The organism is Rhodothermales bacterium (assembly GCA_041391505.1).
Classification (GTDB): Bacteria; Bacteroidota; Rhodothermia; order Rhodothermales; family JAHQVL01; genus JAWKNW01.
This window is the reverse complement of record JAWKNW010000008.1, coordinates 16,040-36,891: the sequence shown is the minus strand read 5'-3', so window position 1 is coordinate 36,891 and position 20,852 is coordinate 16,040. Positions and strand designations below refer to the sequence as shown.

16 protein-coding genes are annotated in these 20,852 nt (G+C 64.6%); 7 read left to right on the top strand and 9 right to left on the bottom strand.

Annotated features, from left to right (window positions below):
- Window positions 1-10 precede the first annotated feature (10 nt).
- From nadD to efp, 8 genes are all read right to left on the bottom strand, one after another.
- The gene (nadD, locus tag R2834_09905) at window positions 11-586 is read right to left on the bottom strand and encodes a nicotinate-nucleotide adenylyltransferase (GenBank protein ID MEZ4700630.1); all 576 of its coding nucleotides are present in this window, start codon (window positions 584-586) and stop codon (window positions 11-13) included.
- Window positions 586-1,422, bottom strand: a complete 837-nt coding sequence (gene bamD, locus R2834_09900; protein MEZ4700629.1) for an outer membrane protein assembly factor BamD — start codon at window positions 1,420-1,422, stop codon at window positions 586-588. Before bamD ends, nadD begins: the two co-directional genes overlap by 1 nt.
- Before the next feature lie 178 nt (window positions 1,423-1,600).
- Window positions 1,601-3,046: an ABC transporter substrate-binding protein gene (locus R2834_09895; GenBank protein ID MEZ4700628.1), complete on the bottom strand. Its 1,446-nt coding sequence runs from the start codon at window positions 3,044-3,046 to the stop codon at window positions 1,601-1,603.
- 11 nt (window positions 3,047-3,057) lie between these two features.
- Entirely contained in the window at window positions 3,058-4,623 is a 1,566-nt protein-coding gene (gene guaA, locus R2834_09890) for a glutamine-hydrolyzing GMP synthase (protein MEZ4700627.1), read from the bottom strand.
- A 117-nt stretch (window positions 4,624-4,740) separates the two neighbouring features.
- Window positions 4,741-5,124, bottom strand: a complete 384-nt coding sequence (gcvH, locus tag R2834_09885) for a glycine cleavage system protein GcvH (protein ID MEZ4700626.1) — start codon at window positions 5,122-5,124, stop codon at window positions 4,741-4,743.
- A 137-nt stretch (window positions 5,125-5,261) separates the two neighbouring features.
- On the bottom strand, window positions 5,262-6,605 hold the full coding sequence (gene accC / locus R2834_09880; protein MEZ4700625.1) for an acetyl-CoA carboxylase biotin carboxylase subunit: 1,344 nt from the start codon (window positions 6,603-6,605) through the stop codon (window positions 5,262-5,264).
- Window positions 6,606-6,649: 44 nt separating this feature from the next.
- The gene (gene accB, locus R2834_09875; GenBank protein MEZ4700624.1) at window positions 6,650-7,189 is read right to left on the bottom strand and encodes an acetyl-CoA carboxylase biotin carboxyl carrier protein; all 540 of its coding nucleotides are present in this window, start codon (window positions 7,187-7,189) and stop codon (window positions 6,650-6,652) included.
- Between the two features lie 39 nt (window positions 7,190-7,228).
- Entirely contained in the window at window positions 7,229-7,798 is a 570-nt protein-coding gene (gene efp, locus R2834_09870; GenBank protein ID MEZ4700623.1) for an elongation factor P, read from the bottom strand.
- Between the two features lie 595 nt (window positions 7,799-8,393).
- Between efp and R2834_09865 the strand changes: the two genes are divergently transcribed.
- From R2834_09865 to R2834_09840, 6 genes are all read left to right on the top strand, one after another.
- Window positions 8,394-9,590 carry an ATPase domain-containing protein gene (locus R2834_09865; protein MEZ4700622.1) on the top strand — a complete coding sequence of 399 codons (1,197 nt, stop codon included), beginning with the start codon at window positions 8,394-8,396 and terminating at the stop codon, window positions 9,588-9,590.
- A gap of 55 nt (window positions 9,591-9,645) precedes the next feature.
- Window positions 9,646-12,720: a tetratricopeptide repeat protein gene (locus tag R2834_09860; protein ID MEZ4700621.1), complete on the top strand. Its 3,075-nt coding sequence runs from the start codon at window positions 9,646-9,648 to the stop codon at window positions 12,718-12,720.
- 27 nt (window positions 12,721-12,747) lie between these two features.
- A complete protein-coding gene (locus tag R2834_09855; protein ID MEZ4700620.1) occupies window positions 12,748-14,319 on the top strand; it encodes a glycosyltransferase family 2 protein in 1,572 nt (523 codons plus the stop codon).
- A 245-nt stretch (window positions 14,320-14,564) separates the two neighbouring features.
- Window positions 14,565-15,032, top strand: coding sequence for a hypothetical protein (locus R2834_09850; protein MEZ4700619.1), 468 nt, complete (start codon window positions 14,565-14,567; stop codon window positions 15,030-15,032).
- A 30-nt stretch (window positions 15,033-15,062) separates the two neighbouring features.
- Entirely contained in the window at window positions 15,063-17,279 is a 2,217-nt protein-coding gene (locus R2834_09845; protein ID MEZ4700618.1) for a hypothetical protein, read from the top strand.
- A gap of 15 nt (window positions 17,280-17,294) precedes the next feature.
- Window positions 17,295-19,235 carry a polysaccharide deacetylase family protein gene (locus tag R2834_09840; GenBank protein ID MEZ4700617.1) on the top strand — a complete coding sequence of 647 codons (1,941 nt, stop codon included), beginning with the start codon at window positions 17,295-17,297 and terminating at the stop codon, window positions 19,233-19,235.
- Here R2834_09840 and bshB1 read toward each other — a convergent pair.
- Window positions 19,232-19,993, bottom strand: a complete 762-nt coding sequence (gene bshB1 / locus R2834_09835; protein MEZ4700616.1) for a bacillithiol biosynthesis deacetylase BshB1 — start codon at window positions 19,991-19,993, stop codon at window positions 19,232-19,234. The two genes, R2834_09840 and bshB1, sit on opposite strands and share 4 nt — an antisense overlap.
- 259 nt (window positions 19,994-20,252) lie before the next feature.
- Here bshB1 and R2834_09830 point away from each other — a divergent pair, with 259 nt between their 5' ends.
- Window positions 20,253-20,798, top strand: a complete 546-nt coding sequence (locus R2834_09830; GenBank protein MEZ4700615.1) for a YceI family protein — start codon at window positions 20,253-20,255, stop codon at window positions 20,796-20,798.
- Window positions 20,799-20,852: the final 54 nt, after the last annotated feature.

The following is a 20,852-nucleotide window of genomic DNA, read 5'->3' as shown; positions in this document are numbered from 1 at the left end:
GAGGGGCCGTTCAGCGGTACAGCCCGTGCCGCGTAATGTACGCCCGGACGCTATCGGGCACCAGATAGCGGATCGATTGTCCGTTCTGCACGCGTTCCCGGATGGTCTGGCTCGACAGGTCGATGGCCGGGGCGTCCGCGTACCGGATCCGGTCGGCGAAGCGCGTGGCGGCTTCCGGGGATGCGGTAACGCCGGGCCGGCGGTAGACGATCAGGGGAGCGCGCCGCACGATCTCGTCCGGCCGGCGCCACGTCATGAAGTCGGCCAGGCTGTCGCCGCCGATGAGCAGGGAGAACGCGACGTCCGGCTCGGCGCGCTGCAGGGCTTCGAGGGTGTCGACGGTGTAGGAAGGGCCACCGCGCTCGAGTTCGATTTCCGAGACCTCGAACGCGTCGTTGCCGGCGATCGCGAGGCGCGTCATGGCCAATCGATGCCGGGCCGGCGTCTCCGCCGTCTTGTGCGGCGGGGTGTGGGTGGGGATCCACCGAATCCGGTCCAGTTCGGCCTGTTCGCGGATGATTTCCGCCAGGATCAGATGCGCGAAATGCGGCGGATTGAACGTCCCGCCGAAGATCCCGACGCGCATCAGGAGCCGCTGGAGATGGCGGTCGTGTCGGAAGCGGCGGGGGTGACGATGGCGTCGAGGCGGGACTGCGCCTGTTCGTACAGGCCTTCGGCTTCCTTCAGGTACGGACTGTCGCCAAAGATCTGGGTCAATCGATCGTAGTTCTTGATCGCCTCGTTGAGTCGATCTGGGCGCCGGCTCACGACACTCTGATCGGCAAACGCGATGTAGGTACGGATGGCGCCGACGAGCGCCTGCTGCGCCCACTGGGTATCCGGGTATTTGTCGAACACGGTCTCGTACGAGATCGCGGCCGCTTCGTACAGATCCCGGCGCTCGTAGAGGCGGGCGGTCTCGAACTGCTTTTTGGCCAGCTTGGACCGGAGTTCGGTGATCCGCTCCTGGGCGTCCGTCACGAGGGTATCGGCGGGATATCGCTCTATGAAGAGCTGGAATTCCTCGATGGCGCGCCGCGTGTTCGTCTGGTCGAGTTCGGAATTGGGCGACAGCTGGTAATACGTCAGCGCCCATTCATAGTGCGCCAGCGGGATGCGGGGATCGGCCCGGTAAATCCGGGTGAACCGGTCGTATTCGTTGGCGGCCAGGAGGTAATCCTTGTTCGCCGCGTAGGTGCGCGCGAGGTACAACTGGGCATCGGCCGCCCACTGATGCGTGCGTCCGAAGCTGAACACCCCCTGGAAATAAGGCACCGCCTCCTCGTATTTCCGCTGTTCGAACAGGGCGCGTCCTTTTCCGAATGCCTCCTGGGGTGTCGTGTAATTGACGCGTCCGCTGCTGCCGCATGCGGCGATCAGGAGGACGGCGAACAGGGTGGCACTGGTAAGAAGCGTACGCATAAACAGAGGGAAAGCGGTATGGGAGCGCTCGTGGGCCGGCGCTGGCGGGCCCGCTTCGGCGGACACAGCCATAACGAGGCGCAGGCCGGCGATATTGTGCATCAGGGGACGCCGCCGGCCCCGGGTGTCGAGCGTTCGATGGTACGTAACGGGTATCGGGCAGTTCCGCCGGCCGGCGTCACCGCATGAGGGTGGGTGTCCCGTCGACGTACCGGTGGTAGAACATGGCCTGATTTACGTTGCCCTCCTGGAAATCGAGCCGGATACCGACCCCCTCGAAGGGCGGTGCCGAGTGGATCAGATCCACGAGCGGGCGCGCATCGTAGCGACGCTGCTCGAACCGCTGGAGGATGAAGGTGCTCACGTCGTAACCCGTATACGCCATGCGCGATGGAGCCTGGCGCGCCAGATCCTCGAAGCGCTGGACGAAGGTCAGGTTGGCCGGGCTCGTCTCGTCGACGTAGAAATCATTGGTGTACGTCACGTTGTAATGGCTGGCCTGCGAGCCCATGGGCAGGTTGTGCCACGACACGGTGCCCAGCACCCGCGTTATCGCGCCGATCCGGTCGAGGCTGCTGAGGGCGCCGCCGATGAGGGTGGGCGCGTTGCTGCCGGTGATTGGCAGGAAGACGGCTTCGGCCTGCCGGATCGAGTCGCGGTTCATCGTTTCGGACAGCCGGAACCACGAGCGGGAGTCGTCCAGATAGGTCTCGTAGACCAGCTCCGCGCCCAGGTCGAGCACTTCGTTGGCGAAGTTCGCCGCCTGAAGGCGATCCTCGGGGCTTTCGCCGTCGGTGATCAGGCCCAGCCGGCGGAGCTGCAGGCCGCGCACGGCGAAACGGCCCATGAGCCGGCCGCGCATCGAGAACGTGGGGTTGGCCTGAAAAACGAACCTGCGCTGCTGGGAAACGGTCTCCGACGTCGCGAGCGGTGCGAGCAGGACGACGCGACGGTCCTCGGCCACGCGGGCGGCGGCTTCCGCCTCCGCGCTGAAGAGCGGCCCGATGATGGCGTCGACGCGTTCCACGGTGGCGAGCTGCTCGATCGCGTTGCGCGCCTTGATCGCGTCGTTGCCGGTATCCGCGAACACCATCTGCACCAGCGGCCGGCGCGTCCCGTCGGCCTGCACCACCGAGGCCGCGTTGTATTCCTCGACGGCGATCCGGATGCCGTTGAACATCTCCTGCGTCAGCGCCGCCGCCTCCTCGCTGAGCGGCAAGGCGATGCCGAGCCGGACGATCTCGACCCGGTTCGCGGTTTGATCGAGCCCCTGCTCGGAAAGCGACAGGGTGTTGCGCGCTTCCATCACATACCGGCTGCGGGGGTAACGCGACAGGAAACTGTTCAACTCCCCGACCGCCAGCTCGTAGTCGCCCCGGTGATACAGGGCCTTGGCGCGCATGACCAGCGCCGCAGTCGTCTTGCGATGAAAGCCGTAGGTGTTGGCGACCACCCCGAACAGGCGCGCGGCGACATCGTACTCCCGGTCCTGGTAGGCCTGCAGGGCGGTCTGGAAGACGGATTCGGCCGATTCTTCGATCGGTATCGGGTTGGTCGGGGCCTGCGCGCGCGCCGGCGCAGCGCCCAGCGCGAGCAGCAGTCCGATGAGGAGGAATTTCCGCATGCCGTTAGAGTTCATTCCCACTCGATGGTGGCGGGGGGTTTGGAGCTGATGTCGTATACGGTACGGTTGATGCCCCGGATCTCGTTCACGATCCGGTTCGATACGTGGGCGAGGAACGCGTAGGGCAGCTGGGCCCAGTCGGCGGTCATGCCGTCGACGCTGGTCACGGCGCGCAGGGCGCATACGTTTTCATAGGTTCGCCCGTCGCCCATCACGCCCACGGACTGGACCGGTAAAAGTACTGCAAACGCCTGCCAGACGCTATCGTACAGGTTGTGCCGGTGCAACTCCTCGATAAAAATAGCGTCGGCCTCGCGGAGCACGGCGAGGTCGGAGGCGGTGACCGGCCCCAGGGTCCGCACGGCCAGGCCCGGCCCGGGGAAGGGGTGCCGGCGGATCATGTCTTCCGGCAGATGGAGCAGACGCCCGATCTCCCGTACCTCGTCCTTGAATAACTCGCGGAAGGGCTCCAGGATCTTGAAGTTGAGTTTTTCGGGCAGACCGCCCACGTTGTGGTGCGTCTTGATCGTCGCCGACGGGCCCTTGAACGAGACGCTCTCGATGACATCCGGGTAGAGCGTCCCCTGCGCCAGGAAAGCCGGCCGGCGGCCAAGGCTTTGCGTGATGCGGTCGGTCGCCTCTTCAAAAACTTCGATAAACGTATTGCCGATGATCCGCCGCTTCTTTTCGGGGTCCGCGACACCGGCCAGACGATCCAGAAAGAGGTCGGTCGCGTCGACGGCTTCGAGTCGGACGTGGAAGTGGTCGCGAAACGTATGCTGCACCTGCTCCCATTCGCCCTTCCGCAGCAGGCCGTTGTTCACGAAGATGCAGGTGAGCTGGTCGCCGAGCGCATGATGCAACAGCGCGGCGGCGACGGACGAGTCGACCCCGCCCGATAGCCCGAGGATGACGTGGTCGTCGCCGACCTGCTTGCGGATCTCCTCCGTCTTCTCGTCGATGAAGGAGCGCGTGGACCAGTCTCCGGTGCAGCCGCAGATCCCGTGGACGAAATTGTGGAGCACCTGCCGGCCGTATTCCGTATGCGCGACCTCGGGATGAAACTGCACCCCGTACTTCGCTTCGCCGGCGGCGCGTACCGCCGCGATCGAGTTGCTCGTTTTGGCGATCAGCTCGTAGCCGTCGGGCAGGCGCGTCAGGTGGTCGCCGTGGCTCATCCACACGGTGGACCCGCTCGGTACCCCGAACAGCAGATCCTGGTCGTCCAGCACGTCGATGGCCGCGCGGCCGAACTCGCGCCGCTCGGCCTGTTCGACGGCGCCCCCCGAGACGTAGGCCATGGTTTGCAGCCCGTAGCAGATCCCGAGCACGGGCACCGGCGTCCCGTCATCCCGCTTGAGGTCCAGCAACTGCGGCGACAGGGAAGGCGCGCCGTCGTCGTAGACCGACCAGTGGCTGCCGGACAGGATGAGGCCGTGCGGCTTCATCGCGATGACGTCGGCCGCAGGGATGGTGCACGGATAGATCTCCGAATAGACACCGGCCTCCCGGACGCGCCGTGCGATCAACTGGGTGAACTGGGAGCCGAAATCCAGAATGATGATGCGCTGGTGCATGGACACTACTGCTGTTGAAAGAACCGGTCCGCCGGGGGAAAGGAATGCGGACTGGGCGCTGGATGGAGCGCCGCATGAGGCGAGCGAGAGCGAAACGCCGGCCGCGCCGGCAAACGGTCAACCAATCAGAGCGGCGTAGTCGCCGGCGGTCAGCAACGCCTCGAACGAGGCCTTGTCCTGCACCTCGATCCGGATCATCCAGCCTTTGTCGTAGGGGCTTGCGTTGACCAGTTCGGGGTTTTGATCGAGTTCTTCGTTGATCGCCACGATCCGTCCGGACAGCGGCATGTACAGCTCGGAGACGGTCTTGACGGCCTCGACGGTGCCGAATACCGCGTCTTTTTCGATGTAGGAGCCTTCGGCTTCGAGTTCGACATAGACGATGTCGCCGAGTTCGCTCTGGGCGAAGTTCGTGATGCCGATGACGGCCGTCTGGCCGCCCTCCTCCATCCGAACCCATTCATGCTCCTTCGTGTAGCGTAAATCCTTCGGAAAATCCATGATAGGCGTTGGCTAGCTGGGTCGATGATCCGGGCCGCGTCGTCGCCTCCGGAGCATGGTCGACAGCTCGAGCGGACCAACCTGCGCGGGTTGGATGCGGCGATACGCGAATAGGCAAGAATACGCTTTCGGCCGGCTTATTCCGCTTCGTTAAGCTTGAATGTTTCGAGGAAATGCGTGTCGAACGTGCCGGCCTGGAACTTCGGATCGTCCATCAGCTGGCGATGGAACGGAATCGTCGTCTGCACGCCCTCGATCACGAATTCATCCAGCGCGCGGCGCATCTTCTTGATCGCGAGGTCGCGCGTGCGGGCGCGGACGATCAGCTTGCCGATCATGGAATCGTAATACGGCGGGATGACGTAGCCGGTATAAACGTGGGTGTCCATCCGGACGCCGTGGCCTCCGGGGGGATGGAACGTCTTGATCGTTCCCGGCGACGGGCTGAAGTTCTTGTAGGGATTTTCGGCGTTGATGCGGCACTCGATGCTGTGTCCCTGCATCGGCACCTCGCGCTTCCGGATCCGCTCGCCCATCGCGACGCGGATCTGGTACTCGATCAGGTCGCTGTCCGTCACCTCCTCCGTGACGGGGTGCTCCACCTGGATGCGCGTGTTCATCTCGATGAAGTAGAAGTTGCGATCGGCGTCGACGAGGAACTCGACCGTGCCGGCGCCTTCGTAATTCACCGACTCGGCGCCGCGCACCGCCGCCTCGCCCATGCGGGCGCGCAGCTTTTCGTCGATGATCGGCGAGGGGGATTCCTCGAGCAGCTTCTGGTGCCGGCGCTGGATCGAGCACTCGCGCTCCCCGAAGTGGATCACGGTGCCCTGTCCGTCGCCCAGGAGCTGGATTTCGACGTGGCGCGGCTGGCGCACGAACTTCTCGATATAGACGTCCGCATTCCCGAAGGACGCTTCGGCCTCGCTCCGCGCCGCGTTGAAGAGGTTGGGCAGGTCCTTTTCGGTCTGCACGACGCGCATCCCGCGTCCGCCGCCGCCGGCGCTGGCCTTCACGAGCACCGGATAGCCGATGTCGCCGGCGATGGAGATGGCCTCGCGGACGTCGCGCACGACGCCTTCGGACCCCGGCACGCACGGCACGTCGGCCGCCCGCATCGTCGTCTTCGCCAGGCTCTTGTCGCCCATCAGCGTGATCACTTCGGCGGAGGGGCCGATGAACTTGATCCCGTGATCCTTGCAGATGGCGCTGAATTCGGCGTTTTCGGCCAGAAAGCCATAACCCGGATGGATCGCGTCCGCGCCGGTGACTTCGGCGGCGGCGATGATCTGGGACATGCGCAGATAACTGTCACGCGAGGGTGGCGGACCGATGCACACCGCTTCGCCGGCAAATCGGACATGCAGCGAGTCCCGATCGGCGGTCGAAAAGACGGCGACGGTCTGCAACCCCATTTCGTGGCACGTCCGGATGATACGCAGCGCGATCTCGCCCCGATTGGCGATCAAAACCTTCTTCACGACGGTGTGGCGTTAGCGTGGGTGGGTGGGAGGCGCCGGAGCGCTCAATCCTTCGCGATGAGAAACAGCGGCTTCTCGAAATCGACCGGTTCGGCGTTCTGCACCAGGATTTCCTTGATGGTGCCGGCCACGTCGCATTCGATCTCGTTCATGAGCTTCATCGCTTCGATGATGCACAGCACGTCGCCGGGGTTCACCCGGTCGCCCACGTTGACGAACGGCCCGGCGTCGGGGCCGGGCGCCCGGTAGAAGGTGCCCACGATCGGCGCCTTCACGACAAAATCGTTGGCGTTGACCACGGCTTCGGCGGGGGGGGCGGGAGCCGGCGGGGCCGCTGGCGCGGCCGGAGCCGGCGGCGGCGGAGGGGGCGGGGCGGCCTGGGGCGCGTACGCCGGCGGATAGGCGGGCGGCGGCGCGTACGGATACATCGGCGGCATGGGGTAGGCCGCCTGCTGGGGCTGCAGGGTGACCGTGGGCGCCGTCAGGCGGACGACCATCCGGAAGCCTTCTTCTTCGATTTCCACTTCAGCCACGCCGCTGTCGGCAACGACCTTGAGGAGTTCTCTAATCTGGGTAAGATCCATAACGATGCGTCTGCAGATGGCTTTGGCTGCGCCCGTGGGTCAGGCGGCCGCTACGCGGGTGACGTACGACCTCGTATCGGTATTGACACGCAGGATGTCGCCCTCGTTGATAAAGAGGGGGACCTGGATGACGGCTCCGCTCTCCATGGTCGCCGGCTTGGTGGCGCCGGTGGCCGTGTCGCCCTTGATGCCGGGCTCTGTCGTCGTGACGGCGAGTTCGACGTTGGTGGCGATTTCCACCGTCAACGCCTTTTCCGTTTCGGCATGGAAGAGGATGTCTACCGTCCCGCCATCCTTGATAAACTCGCGGCGGTACACCATGTCCGCCGGCAACGTGATCTGCTCGTACGATTCCTGATCCATGAAGTGGACGCCCAGGTCATCCTGGTAGAGCAGCTGATGGGGCCGGCGCTCGATGCGGGCCGTTTCGACGCGCTCGCCGGCGCGGAAGGTGTTGTCCACGACTTTGCCGGACTTCACATTCTTGAGCTTCGACCGTACGAAAGCGCCGCCTTTGCCCGGTTTTACGTGCTGGAACTCGATGATCGTCCATAGATCGTTGTTCCAGATCAGGGTCAACCCATTCCGAAAGTCACTCGTATCCGCCATATATGCTACTTCAATTTACGTCTTAGGTAGGTGTTGGAAGACGGGTTGATGCCGCGCCCAGGGGCTGAGCGCGCATGGCTCTCGAATATACCGCGTCCTCGTCAGGTACGCCAGAGGGAACCGGGGGCGTGTTTTTTCGAGCGGAGCCGCACACGTGGCGCGGTCTTTGTTTGTCCGTCACTCCGTAAAAAAGAGAAGGTGCAACGAATTCAGATTGAAAAAGTTTATTTTCACCAACACAATCCATCGGACAGATAAAACGCCATGCGCGCATCGGTAGGCGCTTGTCCCGCGCGAAGCGACGTGCACGCGCTGCAACGCATCGTTCTCTGGATGGCTTCCGCTCCGTTCGCTTCGGGTAAATCGCTCCAAACCCGCGCCCTTTCGTGCGTCATGCGCGCTTCGATCTCTGTACAGGCCCATGATGGATACCGCTATGTTTGATGTGTGTCACGGTATCGCCATGCCGGCAGCCTGCTGCCGCGCCCATGCGATGCGCTCCGGACCGGCTGGTATCGGAAGCCCGTGGCACCGCACGTAGCACACCCCTATTCAGTCACAGCTCAAACGCAACTTGGCTCACGTTCCCCAAATCTTGACCGGCATTGACGTCGTGGACGCTTCCTGGGGAGGCATGTACCAGGGAGGCACCTATCTCTGCTACGGCGATGCCGCCAGCGGGCGCGGCCTTCTGGCCATGCTCTTCCTGCAGGCCGGGGCCTCGGCGGACGAGTCCTGCCTGTTTATCTCTCCCGGCCGGCCCCAGGATTGGTTTATCCAGGCCGATTCCGTGAATTTTGATCTCCAGGGTGCGTACGAACGGGGGTTTGTCCGGCTCATGTGGATTCCCGACGTGTCCGGCCTGCAGCATCTCGACGACCAGACCGCCGCGCGCGCGCTCGGCGATCTCGTCACGCTCATCATGCAGGAGCGCCCGACGCGGGTGGTGATCAACGACTTCATGCCGTTCATGCAGTTCCGATCGTTCGAGGGCTTCCGGCAGGCTTTCCTGCAGACCCTCGAGGCGCTCAGCGCGTCGGACGCCACCATCGTGCTCCTCCTCCCCGAACCGATCAATCCGGTATCCGGGCAGATTGTCGACTTCGTCCGCAACCATGTCAGCGGCAGCATCCATCTCGAACTGGACGAGGATGCCGCCGGCGGCGCCAGCCGCCGCCTGACGCTGCTCCCGGGGATCGGGCACGTGCATCACGAACGGGTGGAGCAGTGGGATCTCTCGATGGCCGGCGTCAACGCCGCGCGGCCCGCGGCCCGGTCGTCGCGCCGCGCCCGGCCGGCCTCGCCGCCCAAAAAGGCCCGCACGCTCAACCCGGTGCAGTCCGCCGGCGGCGCGCGCGTGCCCCTGACGGCCTTCGCCGCGCAACCGCTCGACGACGGGGCGGAACAGGCGGATTTTCAGGCCGCCCTCAACCAGTGCTTCGGCCGGCGGAATCAGGAGGACGCCCCCTTCATGCTCATGGCCCTCCGCCTCGATGCCCAGGCGGCGTCGCCGGTGCCCTTCGCCGAACTCGTCGACCATGTGGAACAGGTCCTGAGACCGGAAGACCGGTTCCTCGTCGATCGCGACTCGCAGCGGCTGGTGCTGGTCATGCCGGACGCCAGGCAGGATCTCGTGCAGCGCTTCTTCGACGCGCTGCAGGCGAGCCTCGCTAAAGAACATCCCTCGGACCAAAAACATCTCCTCGAAAGCGTTTCGGTCGTCGTTGTCCCCAACGGACAGCCGTTCGAACGCGCAGACGATTTCATGGCCTACGCCATGGAAGCCCGATAAGGCGCGAGCCTGAAAGCTTATAGCACGCGATCAAGGCGACATGCGTCCCGCATACATGAAGCGTTTCGTTCACCCTACCCTCTTTTTGATGGCGCTGGCGGCATGCTGGCCGGCCGCACGGCCGGCTCATGCGCAGACCAGCCCCGTGCCGGCGCAGAACGTCACGATGGCCGGCGAACCGTTCCGGCCCATCGACGAGCTGGCGCGTTATGTCGCGGACCATCCGAACGACTACCAGGCCCGCCGGCAGTATGCCGACGCCCTCTACGAGGACAGCCGCTTTCCGGAAGCCGCCAATCAATACGAAGTTTATCTCCAGGGCATGCAGGGCAGCCCGGAATCGGTCCACCGTTATCTGATCGCGCTGGCGTCCTACGCCGGCGATAACGCCCGAGGCGAACGGGTGGCGGAACGGTATCTGGCCTTTTTCCCGACCGATTCCGATCTCCATATGCGCCTCGGGTATTTCCGCCTGTGGCAGGGCAAATACGATACGGCCGTCGACGCCTTCGAGCAGGCGCTGCGCCTGAATCCGGCGAATGCGGAAGCGCGGCAGGGCCTCCAAGCCACGCGAGAAGGCCGCACCGTAGTCCAGCGGCTCTCCACGCCGCCGCCCGTGCGCGCCGTCAACCCCGCCGATCAGCCGCTGCTCGACGAGCGCCGCTACCGGTTTATCGAAGAGCTGCTGGCCTACCGCCGTTTTGCCGACGCGTACGATCAGCTGATGCTGCTGTCCGAACGGCACACCGAGACGCAGCGGTGGCTGGCGATGTACGAGACGATCGACAAGGGCCTGGTTTCTTCGGTCGGTTTTACGCCGGCGTATCCCGTCGATCGCTATACCTACCTGCTGCAGCAGCATCCGTCCGACCGGACCTTGCGCTACAATCTGGTGGATGCCCTGGCCGATGCCGGCCGCATCGCCGAGGCGTACGACGTGTTGCTGGATCAGGACTACGTGACGCCCGAGGATTCGGGCTACGTGAGCCGGCTGGCGATGCTGGAATCCGAGCGCGCCACGCTGGCGTCCGGCTATATGGCCAAGCTGGAGGCGCGTTTCTCGAACGAGTCGAACGATCGCGACGTGCTGCGCGAGCTGATCGACGCCTTTATCGCGCAGCGCCGGTCCGACGAGGCGCTGACCCTCTACGAGCGGATGATCGCCTCGTATCCGGACGATGCGAGCGCACGCTATGAATACGCGAACCTGCTCACCCAGAACGGACTCTTCCCCGAGGCCGGCGAGCAGGTTGAGATGCTGCTGGCGCGGGATTCGACCGAGCTGGCGTATCGGATGCTTTATGCGCGTTTGGAGATCGCATCGGGCCGCATCACGGCGCGCTCCGGCCGGTATCTGGACGAACATCTCGCGCGGTATCCCGACGACGCCGACGCCTTGCTCGATCGCGCCGAACGCGAACTGACGCTGGGCCGGCTCGACGCCGCCGATCGCAACCTGCGCCGCGCCTTCGCCGTCGGGACGCCATCCGACCGGAACCGGATGTATGCGATCGACGCGCGGATCGAGCGCGCGCTGCAACGCCGCAACCTCGACCGCGAGGCCCAGGCCCTGAGCGAGGCGCGCATGCTCGCCGGCCTCGGCAATACGCAGGCGGCCATCGACGACTACGAACGCTACTTCCAGGTCGCCGGCCGCCGGCCGCGCGCCGTCCTCGTCGAGATGGCGGAGGTCTATGCCCAGGCCGAGCAGTACGGCAAGGCCATCGGCATCCTCGAGAGCCTGCAGGAGCTGGAATATGAATACGCGCTGGCCTGGATGATCGCCCGGTACCGGTATTACCTCGAGGACCGGGCCGGCGCCATCCGCGAACTGGAGGATATGATCGCCCGCAATCCGCGGGACGTGGCCGCGCGCGACCTGCTGGCGCAGATCTATCTCGAATCCCGCCGGTTCGCGCAGGCCGATACCGTGTACCACCATCGGGTCGACCGCCTCGGGTTGTTCTCGCGGCTCGAACCGGTGGCCGAGGAGCGGCTCAACCAGCGCATCCAGCTGGTGGAGCACATGTTCGACACCGATTACGCCGGCCTCTTCGTGCCGGTGTCCCAGTACATCACGGCGCGGGGCCGGATCACGGAATACGAACACTGGGCCCAGGGCATGCTCACGCAGGTGACGGTGCCCCGGGACACGGCCCGGTCCGCCCAGAACCCGTTCGTGCTGACGGCCGGCCTCATCTCCCACTTTCAGAACGGCACCCGCCGCCTCCTGCCCAACTCGGGCACGGCGGTGGAACGGGTGAATCAGATCATGGCGGGGGGGATCTTCGATATGACGAATCCCCGGCGCCCGAAGGCGCGCCGCGAATGTCCGGCGCCACGGGTGGATCTGGAGAACGCGCAAGGCTACATCGCCCAGGTGGACACGTCGGAGACGGTGAGCCGCATGGCCGTATCGCTGGGCCTGTTCGATTACGCCGGCGGGCGCACCACCGGCTTCGCGGAGATCAACTACCAGAACAAGCGCCGCTGGATCGGCGACGATTGTTACTGGCATGAAAAGCATTCGTACGCCCTCAGCGCGCGGAGCACCGAGGGCGCTACCGTGCTCTGGTCGCCGGCCGGCGGTCAGTTCGGGCTCCGGCTGACCCAGTTCGAGGCCAAGGGCAAACAGCGCTTCCTGAAGAACGACCGGCTTACGGTGATGGCGGGCCTCGCCCTGAACGTCGTGCGCGGCCGCGCCGACAGCACGACGACGGGCATTAGTTCCAACGTCGGGACCGACCTGCGCCTCGAGAGCAGCTACCGCTTCCAGCGCTTCCTGAGTCTCGGGCTCTCCCTGAACAACATCAACTACCGGCACGTCCTCGAGACCTACTTCTCCCCCCAGGACTACCGTTCGTACGACATCTGGCTCGAATTCGAGGGCGAATACAAACGCCGCTGGTATGTCCGCGCCCGCGCCACGACCGGGCTGGTGTCGTACCGGCGTGACGCCTTCGCGGCGCGCATCGAGTCGGACGTGATTTACCAGATCGTCGAACGCGTCTCCGTCAGTGTCAGCGGCAGCACCGGATATTCCGTGCGTTTTCTTGAAGGAAGCGGTCTCCTCCGTGACGACAGATATCGTATGGGCGTCCTGGCGGCTTCTTTGTACTGGACGCTCTAGGCAGCAGCTCCCCTTGCAGCTACAGGTATGGGATTTATAGAACAACTCAGAGACTGGTTACAGCCGCGTTCGATCGAGCGTGGCGAGGGGGATGCCCCGGTCGCTCCGGCTACCGGCGGAGGGACCTCCTTCGCCCGTCGCGAAGGCGTGCCGGCGCCCCGGCCGGCGGGCCGCGGCGGATTGCCGCAGCCCGTCTCCAGCATTCCGTTTCTTCCGATTGAGGTGCCGCGTACCGAGGCCGACGAAGACAAGGGGAGAAAATACCTTACCCGCATCATGATCTACGGGAGCCTGTCGCTCTTCCTGTTCGTGGTGATCTACCTCTTCATGGAGGATCCGGGCAACTATCTGTTGCGGTGGACCGGGAAAAAGAGCACGCTGTCCTGGCAGGGCCTGGGCGTCTATTCGTCGATCGTGGCGCTGGTGCTCTTCCTCATCATCCTGCTGCTGCGTTATCTCACGCAGCTCAATACCGCCTACCTCACCACGACGAAGCACACGCTTTCCGAGGAGACGCCGCGGCATTTCCCTCCGGTATCGATCATCGTGCCGGCGTACAACGAGGGCAAGCTCCTGCGGACGACGATCCATTCGCTGCTCCATATCGACTACCCGCAGTATGAGATCATCATCGTGGATGACGGCTCGCGGGACGACACCGTATACATCGCCCGCTCGCTGGTGGGCAACTACGGGCGCGCGCAGGTGAAGCTGGTCGAGAAGCCCAACGGCGGCAAGTCGACCGCGCTCAACGCCGGCATCCAGGTATCGGAATACGATTTTGTGCTCTGCGTCGACGGCGACTCCCAGCTTTCGCCCAACACGCTCAAGGCGGCCATTCGCCATTTCGAGCAGGAAGACATCGGGGCGGTGGCCGGCAACGTCAAGGTGGACAACCGCGACAACATCTGGACGACGCTGCAGGCGCTCGAATACGTGGAAGGCCTGAACATGGCCCGCTCCGCGCAGAGCCTCTTCAAGCTGGTGAACATCATCCCGGGCCCGCTCGGGCTGTTTCGGAAGCAGGCGATCGTCGATGCCGGCTACTACAGCTCGGACACCTTCGCCGAGGATTGCGACCTCACGCTGAAGATCATCCGGGAAGGGTGGCGCGTCGAATACGAGCCGAACGCCCGTTCGTATACGGAGGCCCCCAACACGCTGACCGACCTCCTGAAGCAACGCTACCGCTGGACGCGCGGCATCATCCAGGCCATCCGGAAGCACCGCGACCTGTTTTTTAACCCGACGATCAACTTCGGCGGGACGGTGGTGCTCTGGTCGATGGCCTTCGAGTCGTTGATCTGGCCGGTCATGAACGTGTTCGCGAACCTCTATTTCATCTTTATCGCCACCGCGTTCGGTCTGATCTACTTCCTCGCGTACTGGTGGCTCAGTCTCACCATTCTGGATCTGATCGCCGCCTTGTATTGCGTGGCGGTCGAAAAAGAGGAAGCGCGTCTGATTTTTTACTCCCTGTTCTACCGGCTCTTCTTCATCCTCATCGTCGACGTCTGCAAAACGTTCGCGACCGTCGAGGAATTTCTGGGCCTCGGGATGGTGTGGGGGAAATTGGAACGAATTGGTCAGCAAGCATGAATAAGAACCAGACAATGGCCTGGTTTTTGAGTCGAAGTGCGCCTTCAGGGGCCGATCAACATCGATTCTCTGGGCATTACGCTCCGCTCTCCGGGGACAGGTCGTTTCGATTCCGTCGGAACGCCGCGTCGATCCCCCTTTTCCCAGGACGAACGTACAGCAGCCGGCATCCTGCCGGCCGGGCGCTCTCGCCCGTTCTGCATCCATCATCGGTCGTCTTTTTCTGAAATCTGAGGATAATCACCATGGAGATTGTTCCGATCCTCTCCACCATCATTCTGGTCGGTACGGTTGCCACGTTCATTCTGGCCGTTGCGGCGTACGTGTTGTACAAGATGCGGGAGTTGCGCGGCAACGCTGTTGAGAAACAGGAGCCGCAACAGGTCGACCCGCATGTGCTCATGGCGGTGCGCCAGCCCGGCATGATGATGCACGGGGGCGATTCCGCGCCCGCCGAAGCCCAGATGTACATGGCGCCGACCGGGACGCTACCTCATCCGGGGCAGTATGTCGAGATGAGCAGCAACTATGCGATGCCCGAGGGCGGCGACAGTGCGCACTTGCCGCAGCGCGCCGCGGCCGGCATGCCGCTCAGCTCGTTTTTCTGGGAATACACGGACGACGGTTTTATTCCGCGCACGCCGGCGGCCGGCAACGGACGCGCCGCGTCCGCCCATCGCGCGGAGGCCGGGTCGGACGGCGACGCGGCCTGATCGCGTTAGCCCGTGTTCGCAGGTAGGAATATGGCCCGATTTGAGCTCGAACAGGTCAATACGCTGTGGTTCATGACCCTGGGGGTCACCGCGTTGTCCGCCGGGGTACTCGTTTACGTGCTCCTGCTCGAAAGCGCGCTGGGTACGTTCAGCATCAAGGAGTTTTACCCCGCGTCCGACGCCGATCGCGAGCCGCCCCGGATCGCGCTCCTCGCCAGCGAATATTCGCGCACGATCCGCCAGATCAATCCGGAGGATTCCACTGCGCGCTGGCTCGACAACCTGCTCGCCACCTGGCATGAATTCCTCAGCTCGCCGGATTACGACTTCCCGTACAGCCGCATCTCGGATCGCGATCTCGAATCCGGGCTCTCCACCGAATATTTCGATGTGCTGATCCTGCCGGCGGCGCTCGCCATGAGCGATCGGGAGGTCGACAACGTGCTCGCGTTCATGCGGAACGGCGGCAGCGTGTACGCGTCCTGGATGCCCGGCTATTACCGCGAAGACGGCTCGGTGCGCGGCTGGTCGTTCCTGCAGGAGGCGTTCGGCGTCGAGGTCGTCGATTTTGTCGACCGGTACCAGGGCAACTACCGCGCGCACGAATCCATCCATCCGGGATCTACGGAGCCCGGCATCTATCTGCCCGTGCTTCCCGGCGCGCCGGCACTCCAGACGACGCAGTCCTTTGCGCCGCTCCGGCAGTACCGCCTCGTCGCGCCGACCACCGCTCCGCCGCCCCGCGAAGACTACGTGCTGGCCGATACGCTCACGCTGCCGTTGCGCGATGTCGACGGGCTCATGACGCCCCAGAAGGCGGTCAAACTCACTTTTTACAGCTGGCAGGGCGACCGGACGGGCCGCGAGTCGCCCTATGCCTACACCGGCTACGGCATGGAGCAGTTCGCCATGCGGGGCAACACCGTCCTGACGGCCGGCATCCCGGGCGGATACAGTTTCAACGTGCAGGTTTTTGACCCCGCCCTCCGGCTCCATATCACGGGCGACAGCACCGACGTCGTGGGCTACTGGGGCCAGTGGGGCCGCCACCTCCAGCCGGATAGCCTGGTAAACCACACGGGCATCGTATACGGGGTCAATTTCGGCAGCCGTTTCGTCTATTCCGGCTTTCGCCGCGACGCCATGGGCATCGGCAACCGGAACGAGGAGGATGTCGTGGTGATCGACCGCTTTTTTATCAATGTGATGAACTACCTGCGGCGCGCGCCGTCGGCGTGGCTTCGCGACTGGCCGGCGCCCTATGACGCCGCCGCCATCATCACCGCGGTGGGCGATGGCGACTTGCGCAACCTGCACACGCTCGCCGATTCGCTCCTCGCAGAAAACCTCCGGGCCGACTTTTTCCTCCGCGCGCCGGATGCGCCGCTGCCGCCGGCCGTGGTGCAGACGTTCGTCCGCGCCGGACGCGTGGGGTTGCTCGATGCGCCGGGAAGCGACCGGGGCGAATCGAGCCTGTCGCACGAAAATCGACTGGCTACCGTCAAAACGGCGCTGGAGACCGAGACCGGGGTGCCCGTGACATCCTACAAGCCGGCGGACGCCGGCCGCGTGAGCAAGCGCCTCCTCCGCGCCCTCCAGTTTACCGGCTTCACGACGGTGCTGCCGGATTCGATCGCGACGCGGACGGCCCCCGAAGTGTTGCGCGATATCGCGCCGCTCATCACCCAGTTCAACTCGCCGTCTGGAACGGACATCGAGTTTCTCCACCGCCAGCCCGACGCGGACCCCGCGACGATCCAGCACATGATGGCGACGGATTACGAGCGCGTCCACATGGAAGGGGGCGTGTATCAACTGGTCGTTCACGACACCGGACTGGCGCGTGCGCCCTATCGATCTTCCGTCCTCGCCACGGCCCGCGCCCTGCGGCAGGACAAGTTCTGGATGGGGACGGCCGATGAAATCGGGTCGTGGTGGCGGCAGCGGCAGGCCATCCAGGTGTCGCTCAACAAAAACAGCGACGCGCGCGTCGTGCTCCAGATATCGAATCAAAACAGCGAAACGGCGCGCCAGCTCAGCCTGTTGATCGATCTGGGCCGGCCCGTCGTGAGCATCCAGATCCGCCCCGAACTCATCGGCGGCCCCGTGCCGCAGCACGAGCTGATCGAGGGGAATACGATGATCCTGATGAAGGTCAGCGCCCTGCGTCCGCTGCAGACGCGGCTCTACCATATCGATATCGTGCCGGAAGGCATGGAGACCCTTGCCTCGTCCGTCATCCGCTAAGATGCCCCTCTCGCCATGAGCCCATCCAACCTACATAGCGCCGCACGCCGTCCTTCGGGCCGGCGGGTTCTCGCGTTGGCGCTGCTCCTGCTGGGCGCGCTCGCCGCGCCGCGCGCGCAGGCTCAGGGCATCCACCCGGAGGTGACGCTCACCCAGCCGTACGACGACGTCGCCAACGGCCTGGCCTGGCTCTCCGCGGCGCGTACGCCCCAGATCGGTATCCTCGCGCCGCCGGCTTTCGCCGATTCGGCCTATGCGACCGAAAAAGCCTATGCCGACGAGGTGGTGCGCGGGTGGGAGTATTTTCTGGTCGGACTGGACATCCCCTATCGCATCCTGGAGGATTCCAGCCTCACCGATGCCTCGCTCGCCCCGCTCCGCCTGATCGTTTTGCCGGCGTCCTCCGTCATGTCCGCCCCGCATCAGGCCGCCGTCCGGCGGTATATCGAGCGCGGCGGCGGCGTGATCGCCTCGGGGCCCATCGCCACGATGGCGGCACCCGGCGAGCCTGCGGACGATCGGTTCATGCAGGACGTGTTCGGGCTCCGCCTGGCCGGGGTGCTACCGGATACCATCAATGGCGTCGACGTGAGCCTGCGCGGCGGGCACCCCATCACCGACGGACTGCCGGACGGCTACGCGTTCAACGTGGGGCGGGCCCCGGGGGTCACGCTGGCCGTGCCGCTGCGCAACGAGTCGCTCGGGTCGACCAAGAATTATTCGGGGCAGCTGCTCTCCGAAGATCCTACGCTGTTCGCGCATGGCCGTTTTGGCGCCGGCGAGTTCGTATGGATGGGCTTTACCGGGCGCGATGTCTCCCGCATACCGGACTCCCAGCAGGTCTTCCAGGCCCTGATGATCAATGCGATGGCGTGCCTCACCCGCACGCCGGCGGTGGCCATCCGGCCGTGGCCGCGCGGCGCGAAGTCGGCCTTCGTGCTGGCCGTCCTGCCCGAGATCGGTCATCAGCCCTATCAGTTTCTGACCGTGATGGACGTGCTCATGGAGGCGCTGCGCGCCGAGCAGGCGCCGGCGACGTTTTTCCTCACCACCGACGAAACCATCTTCTATCCCCAACTCGTCCGCCAGATGGGCGAGGAGGGCGAAGTGGCGCTGTCGGCCGACACCGACGAACTCCTGGCCGGCCAGCCGCCGGCGTTGCAGCGCCAGCGCCTCGAACACGCGATGGCCGCGTTCGAAGCACAAACCGGCCAGCGGCCGGCGGGGCTCTACGCGCCGGGCGGACTCTATGATGTCGAGACCCTCAAAACGGCGCACGAACTCGGCCTCTCCTATGTCCTCGACGCGACCCCCGGCTTCCGGGTCCCCACCTTCGTGCGGTGGGAGCGCGAACTCGATTACCGCGATTCGCTCCTCCTGGGCGGGACGCCGCCCCGCGACGTCGTCCGGTTCTATCCGAGCGAGTTGACCAACCCGGCGTACTGGGGCAGCCAGTCGTCTCCCAACGCCATGATCGTTCGGATGGCCTCGGCGCTGAAGGGCGACCTCGACCGCATCGAGACGAGCGGCGGCCTCTTCCTCTACGCGTTCGAACCCGGCATCCAGGCGCTCACCAAGCGCCGCGCCGATGTGATCGAGGCGCTGGCCCGGCATGCCCGTCTGCGCGGCAGCTGGATGACGACGCTCGGGGAAGTCGGAGCCTGGTGGAAACAGCGCGACAACCTCTCGGTGCGCCTGCAGGCCGACCGGCGCGATGAGGCGTTCGATGTCGTGCTGCAAAATGACGGCCCCGAAGCCGTCCGCGCCGTGACGCTCGCCATGCAGCTGTACGACCGCTCGGAGACCGTGCTCGACGTCGCCGGCGCCGACTGGCGCCTTGACGAGGCCTCGAACGCGCTCATCCTCGTCGTCGATACGGCGCGCCCGGGCGAGACCGTCATATCCGTCCGCCTCGCGCCCCGTCCCGAATCCCTCTCCTCCGCGATAGGCCGCTAGCGAAAGACCCGTTCCCGATCCAGGAAAGCCACCAGATCGGATACGCCGAGCGGCGTCTGTTCGTAGCGAAACCCTTCGCCGTGCGTCGCCCCGATGCTGTAGCCGAAGGTCTGGGCCCGCGCCTCGATGAACCGGAAAAACATCGGATTGGATACGAACGTCTGCGGCTCGTCGGCCGCCGGCGTGTAGTCCGGATTCGCGATCTGCGACCGGAAGGCCAGCAGCGCGCGCGTACGCTGTTCCCAGACGTCCCCCACATCGACCACCAGCGTCGGTTCGAACGGCGTCGTCTGCATGTACTGGAGGATGTGGTGGGGGCGCCACGGCTCCTGCGGACTTCCGTCGTGCTCCACCGTTTCCACTTTGCGCAGCCCGCTGTAGAAGATGGCCGACATCGCCAGGCGGTGCGCCGCCCCGTGATCGGGGTGACGATCCACCGCGGCATTCACCAGGACGATATGCGGCCGGTACCGGCGCAGGGTTTCGATCACGCGTCCCTGGTTGCGTTTCGAGTTCTCGATGTCGCCGTCGGGCAGACCCAGGTTTTCGCGGGCCGCCAGCCCCATGATCCGGCCGGCTTCCGCCGCCTCTTCGAGCCGGCCTTCCGGCGTGCCCCGGCTGCCCAGTTCGCCGCGCGTGAAGTCGACGATGCCGACGCGGTAGCCGGCGTTGGCCAGCTTGCACAGGGTGCCGCCGGCGGAGAGTTCGACATCGTCGGGGTGGGCGGCGAACGCGAGGAGGTGGAGTGGAGTTGGCATCGGAAGAGGTGGCAGGTTATACGTAGCAGGGCTCCAGGAGCGTAGCTCCGGGACGCCTGTCCCAACCGTGCGAAGATACGGTCCGTGTCGTCTGGCCCCAATCGCTTGCCCGCACACGGCCGGTCTGTTATGTTACTAAGTTGTAACTGTGTGTGAAAACTATAATTCTATATCGAAACATTAGGTCCTGCCGGCGTACAAAGAACAAGACCGCGCGTCCGGCGCAACCGACATTCACGAAAACCACTGGAGATACATCATGACTACGACCCAGATCGCCGAAGGCACCTTTGCCGTCGATGCCGCCCATTCTGAAATCGGTTTCCAGGTACGCCACCTCGGGATTTCGACCGTCAAGGGCTCGTTCGGAGCATTTGAAGCGACCGTCAAGGCGGACGGCGCCCTCACCTCCCTGACCACGAAAGCCACGATCCAGGTGGCTTCGGTCGATACGCGGAACACGGATCGCGACAATCACCTGCGTTCGGCGGACTTTTTCGATGCGGAGCATCACCCTGTGATGACTTTCGAGAGCACCGGCGTCGCCTCGAAGGGCGATTCCGAGTTCACGATGACGGGCAACCTCACCATCCGGGGCGTCACGAAGCCTATCGAGCTGAAGGGTGAGTTTCTCGGTGGGGCCAAGGACCCCTGGGGCAACGAAAAGATCGCCTTCTCGGCGGTCGGCAAGATCAACCGGACCGACTACGGTCTGAACTGGAATGCGGTGCTTGAGGCCGGCGGGTTGCTGGTGAGCGAAGAAGTCAAGATCGTGCTTGAGATCCAGGCGGTGAAGCAGGCCTGAAACAGCTTTGACCTGAAGGGTAAAAGCCGGCCTCCATCAAGGGGGCCGGCTTTT